This is a genomic window from Mesorhizobium sp. M7A.F.Ca.CA.004.04.2.1, assembly GCF_004022825.1.
In the GTDB taxonomy this organism is placed as follows: Bacteria; Pseudomonadota; Alphaproteobacteria; order Rhizobiales; family Rhizobiaceae; genus Mesorhizobium.
The window spans coordinates 1-5,340 of sequence record NZ_RZPH01000363.1 but is presented as its reverse complement, the minus strand read 5'-3'; the positions used below and the strand labels follow the sequence as shown (position 1 = coordinate 5,340).

The window sequence follows — 5,340 nt, the reverse complement described above, 5'->3', positions numbered from 1 at the left end:
CTCGCAGCGCCTTCATCGCCATTATCGCGGTCGGCGCGACATTTGTGATCTCGTCCGGCGGGCTCGATCTTTCCGTCGGCTCGATGGCCGCCTTCATCACCGGCATCACCATCATGTTCATGAACACGGTGGCGCCGCATGCCGGTATCTGGGCTATTCCCGCCGGCATGGCGGTGGCGATCCTGGTCGGCCTGCTGTGCGGGCTTGCCAACGGCCTCATCGTCACGGTCGGCAGGGTCGAACCGTTTATCGCAACGCTGGGCACGATGGGGATTTTCCGGGCGCTGATAACCTATCTGACCGACGGCGGCACGATACCAATCGACCGATCGCTGCGCGAGGCCTACCGGCCTGTCTATTTCGGCACGGTTGCCGGCATCCCGGTTCCAATCCTCATATCCATCGCCGTCGCCGCGGTCGCATCCTTCATCCTGTACAAGATGAAATACGGCCGCAAATGCGCGGCGGTCGGCGCCAATGAGGATGTCGCCCGTTATTCCGGCATCTCGGTGATCAGGACACGGACCGTCGCCTATATCGTCCAGGGTGTCTGCGTGGCCATTGCCGCGATCTGCTACGTGCCGCGCCTGGGCGCCGCAACGCCGACGACCGGACAGCTTTGGGAACTGCAGGTCATCACCGCAGTGGTAATCGGCGGCACCGCGCTGCGCGGCGGCAAGGGCCATGTGTGGGGAACAGTCGCCGGCGCCGTCATCCTGGAGCTCATCGCCAACCTCATGGTGCTGTCGGACTTCGTCTCCGAATACCTCGTCGCCGCTGTTCAGGGCGTCATCATCATCATCGCCATGCTCATCCAGCGGTTTTCGAATTCGAAATAGCGCCGCGTCCGGACCACGCGGATCAACGTTCTTGTAGGTCCAAGGGAGAAGACAATGTTCAGTAGAAAATGGATTGCGGCGGCGACACTTGGCGCGCTGCTGCTGGCCGGCCAGGCCATGGCGCAAGACACGAAGGTCATCGCGGTGTCGATACCGGCAGCCGACCACGGTTGGACGGCGGGCATCGTCTATCACGCACAAGCGGCGGCCAAGGAAATCAATGCCGCGTTCCCGAACGTCGAAGTGGTCGTGAAGACGTCGCCGTCCGCGGCGGAGCAGGTCAGCGCGCTTGAGGACCTGTCGGCCAGCCGCAAGCTGGACGCTTTGGTGATCCTGCCTTACAGCTCGGAAGAGCTGACTCAGCCGGTCAAGGCTATCAAGGACATGGGCACGTTCATCACCGTCGTCGATCGCGGTCTGACTGACGCCTCCGTCCAGGATCTTTACCTCGCCGGCGACAATATCGCGGTTGGCACCAACACAGCCAAGTTCATGATCGACAAGCTCGGCGGCAAGGGCGACGTCGTTGTGCTGCGCGGCATTCCGACCGTCATCGACGACGAGCGCATCAAGGGCTTCCAGGACACGATCAAGGGTACGAACCTGAAAGTCCTCGACATCCAGTACGCGCATTGGAACAGCGACGAGGCCTTCAAGCTGATGCAGGACTATTTGGCCAAGTACCCGCATATCGATGCGGTCTGGGCCAATGACGACGACATGCTGCTTGGCGTGCTCGAGGCGGTCAAGCAATCGGGCCGGACCGATATCAAGCTGGCGCTCGGTGGCAACGGCATGAAGGACATCGTCAAGAAGGTGATCGACGGCGACGCCATGACGCCGGTCGAGACGCCATATCCGCCGTCGATGATCAAGACCGCGATCTACATGACCGTCGCCAACCTGATCGGCCAGGCACCCGTCCGTGGCACCGTCAAGCTCGACGCGCCGTTGATCACCCAAGCCAACGCCAAGGAATACTATTTCCCTGACTCGCCATTCTAACCCTATCCGATTTCACCGAAAGGCAGGGCGCGGTCTGCGCCTTGCCTAGCTCAAACACTGAGAGGAAGAGCCATGCCAGGCAAAAAGATACTGATGCTGACCGGTGAGTTCACCGAAGAATACGAAATCTTTGTCTATCAGCAAGCCATGGAAGCCGTCGGCCACACCATCCACGTGGTATGCCCGGACAAGAACGCCGGAGATCTGATCAAGACCTCGCTGCACGACTTCGAGGGCGACCAGACCTACACCGAAAAGCTCGGCCACTATGCGCTGATCAACAAGACTTTCTCGGAAGCTGAGAGGCAGCTCGATCAATATCATGCCGTCTACTGCGCGGGCGGCCGCGGCCCGGAATACATCCGCACCGACAAGCGCGTGCAGGCGATCGTGCGCCATTTCCACGAGGCCAAGAAGCCGATCTTCACCATCTGCCACGGTGTGCAGATCCTGATCGCTGTCGACGGCGTGGTGCGTGGCAAGAAGGTCGCAGCACTCGGCGCCTGCGAGCCTGAAGTGACACTGGCGGGTGGCACCTATATCGACCTGTCGCCGACCGAGGCCTATGTGGACGGGACAATGGTTTCTGCCAAAGGCTGGACGGCGCTTGCTGCGTTCATCCGCGAATGTTTGAAGGTGCTGGGAACGGAAATCCGCCACGCGTAAGCTTCTGGAACCGACGCATTCCCCAAGGGATGCGTCGGTTCTCTTCAATAGCGCCTCCATATCCATATCAATTCGGTCGGGATCGCGGCTGTCGAGCGCACCGGTATAGGCGAGATGCTCAAGGAGTGCCGCCTGGTTGCGCTGCTTTCGTCCTTCTTGTGCTGGCGCGCGGCGCTGTTTCGGCGTCCGGATTAGAGGTCGTGTCGTCGACCGTGCGGCCCGTCGTCGCCCCAAGCGATCACGCTCGGTGCCGAGGTCCGGTGACAAGTTCCCACAAAACCTTCTGACGACCGTTCGATCGGCGCTCAGGCGCGACGTCACCATGAAAGCGGGATGCGCCTGAGTTCAGGCCTGCGTCAGTCAAGCTGGCATCGCGGGCAAATGGTCTCCCGGCGTCCGGGTTGGTCATCGGCCTGACGAAAAGAACGGCGTCTAGGAACGATTCCGGCCGGCTGCCGTTGCCTAACATTAGATATCTCTTATGGAAGTTGCGAAAATGCCGCTGTGTCAGAATCTATGCCCTCTTGAAATGACGTTCAAATGCCCGCGTTGCGGATTGGCTTTGCTGAAACCCGGGCGCTGGTTTCAGGTTGCATCCAAATATCGCTGCGAGGGGTGTCACAGCGAAATCCGGATTACTTATCCCGACAAGATTGCACTGTTCCAGAAGTATGCGGCGCAGCGCGAGGGTCCACCTCCGCCAAAGTATAGCTCAGTCCTGACCAAGTCATTCAGCGGCTAGGCCATGGTCCTGCCAGGGCGGCGGGGCGACTGAACGCTGACTGCCGGCGGCAGGGTTGCCTATTGCATGGAACGAAATCCGTTCCCTGCGGTTGGAAGGTCATGCCTCCAGCTACACGCAATTGAACCGGCCATGCCCTGCAGTCAGGAGCAGTGATGCAAACATACCTGGTAGAGCAAATGGAAGGGGACGACGTGGTTGCGGCGAGTAATGTCAATGCGTCCAGCCCGTTCACGGCGGCGACTATATCAACAGGACGCCAGGTTACCCTGAGGACATGGGAAAACAACTGGGTTCGTGTCACGGATGAGCTTGGAGGGGAAGTATTCGCATACTGCTTCGTTTCAGGCACTGGCGAAGCGGACCGCAGCGCACAGCCCGACACTTCGGTAAGGTAGCACAGCCGAGCGAGCGCAGGCTGGCATGCTCAACTTCGAACGATTTAAGCGATCAAGACCGCCTCGCGCATCATCCGAATGATTGATGAAAAGATCATGCCGCGGGGCGATAAGCGGCAACAATCCTAGCGTGGGGCCCTTATGTCTCTGGCGCATTTAGAATCTTCGAGGGCGATTCAAACGGTGCAGACTGACTACCAAGCGGTGGTCTCTTGTCGATGGTCAAAAGTTCCCGATCATGCTCTTGACGAGGGCGGGCCCGTTCTACGTCTGCATCAACGGATGGGAACTGGCTTCGTCGATATTCCGGTCTTTGATCACCTGAGGGAAATCGCCGGGCGTTATTCCGAAAAATTAGCCGCCAGCGACGGCACCAACCGACTGACCTATTCCGAGCTTTTTCGGGCGGTCGAGGCCTTGGCCAGCCGGATTGAAGCCGTCGTCCCCGACGGAAATGCGGTTGGAATACTTCAGGCCAACTCGGTCTGGTACACCGTTGCGATGCTGGCCAGCATGGCATCCGGTCGACCGTCGGTGCCGCTTAACGTGCGAGATCCGGACTCGCGCATCAACGAAATCGTCGCCGACGCGAGGCTCTCCGCCATAATTGGCGACAAAGGCCTCCACGGCCTTGATCTGCCCCAGCACGTTGCCCGGATCGAGATAGCGCAATCGTTGCAGGCAACGCTTCGTCCAGCTGGACACCGTACCGTTTCTGTCGATGCACCGGCAATCGTGCTTTATACCTCCGGCAGCACGGGCCGCCCCAAGGGAATTGTCAACAGCCAGCGGAGCTTGCTGTGCCGGGTGCAGCAATATGTCGACGCGTGCCACATCAATGCGCAGGATGTTTTCTTGCCCATGACCGGCCCGGCAACCATCGCCGGTTGTCGGGAAATACTTGCCGCTCTTCTTACGGGTGCTACGTTGCAGCTTGTGGAGGTCGAAGCCGTCGGCCTACGCGCGGTTCGCGGCCGCATGCAATCGGAAGGCGTGACGATCACCTATCTGGTGCCGGCATTGCTTCGCGCTCTCCTGGCGGATGAGCCCGCGGACGCCTTTGGTTCACTCAGGGTTGCCCGAATTGGAGGCGAGAAGGTGTCCTCGACCGACATCCGCCTGGTGCGCAAGGCTGTCCCGCCAACTTGCCTGGTGCAGATCGGCTATTCATCGACGGAAACGACTGGATCGCAGTGGTTCTTGCCGCACGATTGGCCGGAATTCGATTCCTCAGCTCCCGTCGGTTGGCTGCTTCCGGGTATCAGCTTCGCAGTGGTCGATGAAGAGGGTTACCCGGTCAGCCCGGCAAGATCGGAGAACTGTTGATCAGAAGCCCGTATGTCGCACTCGGATATTGGGAAAATGGGGCAGTCGTTCCGTTTGAAATAGATCCCGACGACCAGACGCTTCGTATCTTTGCGACGGGCGATCTTGTGCAAATTGGGAGTGATGGCCTGTTGCGGATCATCGGTCGCAAAGGGCGCCAGATAAAGGTCAATGGGCGGCGCGTTGAGCCGGCCGAACTCGAACGGGTTCTGCGTGGCGCGCCGTCGGTGAAGGATGCCGTGGTTATCGTCACCCCGGCGAATGAACTGGTTGCGTTCGCCGTCCCGCACGGCGGGGCGGGAGCCAGTTTTTTCGACGAGCTTCGCCAACTTGCCAGGGCAAAATTGCCGCCCGCGCCTTTCCC

The 5,340-nt window shown here is 59.9% G+C and carries 4 protein-coding genes and 1 pseudogene; all 5 read left to right on the top strand.

Annotated features, from left to right (window positions below):
• Positions 1–839, top strand: an 839-nt coding sequence (locus tag EN893_RS17270) for an ABC transporter permease (RefSeq protein WP_164900931.1), incomplete at its 5' end; no start/stop codon positions are given.
• Between the two features lie 54 nt (positions 840–893).
• Positions 894–1,844: a substrate-binding domain-containing protein gene (locus tag EN893_RS17265; protein WP_127267871.1), complete on the top strand. Its 951-nt coding sequence runs from the start codon at positions 894–896 to the stop codon at positions 1,842–1,844.
• Positions 1,845–1,916: 72 nt separating this feature from the next.
• Positions 1,917–2,510, top strand: coding sequence for a DJ-1/PfpI family protein (locus EN893_RS17260; RefSeq protein ID WP_013533129.1), 594 nt, complete (start codon positions 1,917–1,919; stop codon positions 2,508–2,510).
• A 1,323-nt stretch (positions 2,511–3,833) separates the two neighbouring features.
• Positions 3,834–4,976, top strand: a complete 1,143-nt coding sequence (locus EN893_RS17245) for an AMP-binding protein (RefSeq protein WP_245490851.1) — start codon at positions 3,834–3,836, stop codon at positions 4,974–4,976.
• A pseudogene (locus EN893_RS39285) lies at positions 4,973–5,340 on the top strand (AMP-binding protein); the annotation flags it as partial. The gene EN893_RS17245 and the pseudogene EN893_RS39285, both read left to right, overlap by 4 nt.

Coding starts and splice junctions, on each gene's coding strand:
- EN893_RS17265 (WP_127267871.1), top strand. CDS start 894: ATGTTCAGTAGAAAATGGATTGCGGCGGCGACACTTGGCGCGCTGCTG.
- EN893_RS17260 (WP_013533129.1), top strand. CDS start 1,917: ATGCCAGGCAAAAAGATACTGATGCTGACCGGTGAGTTCACCGAAGAA.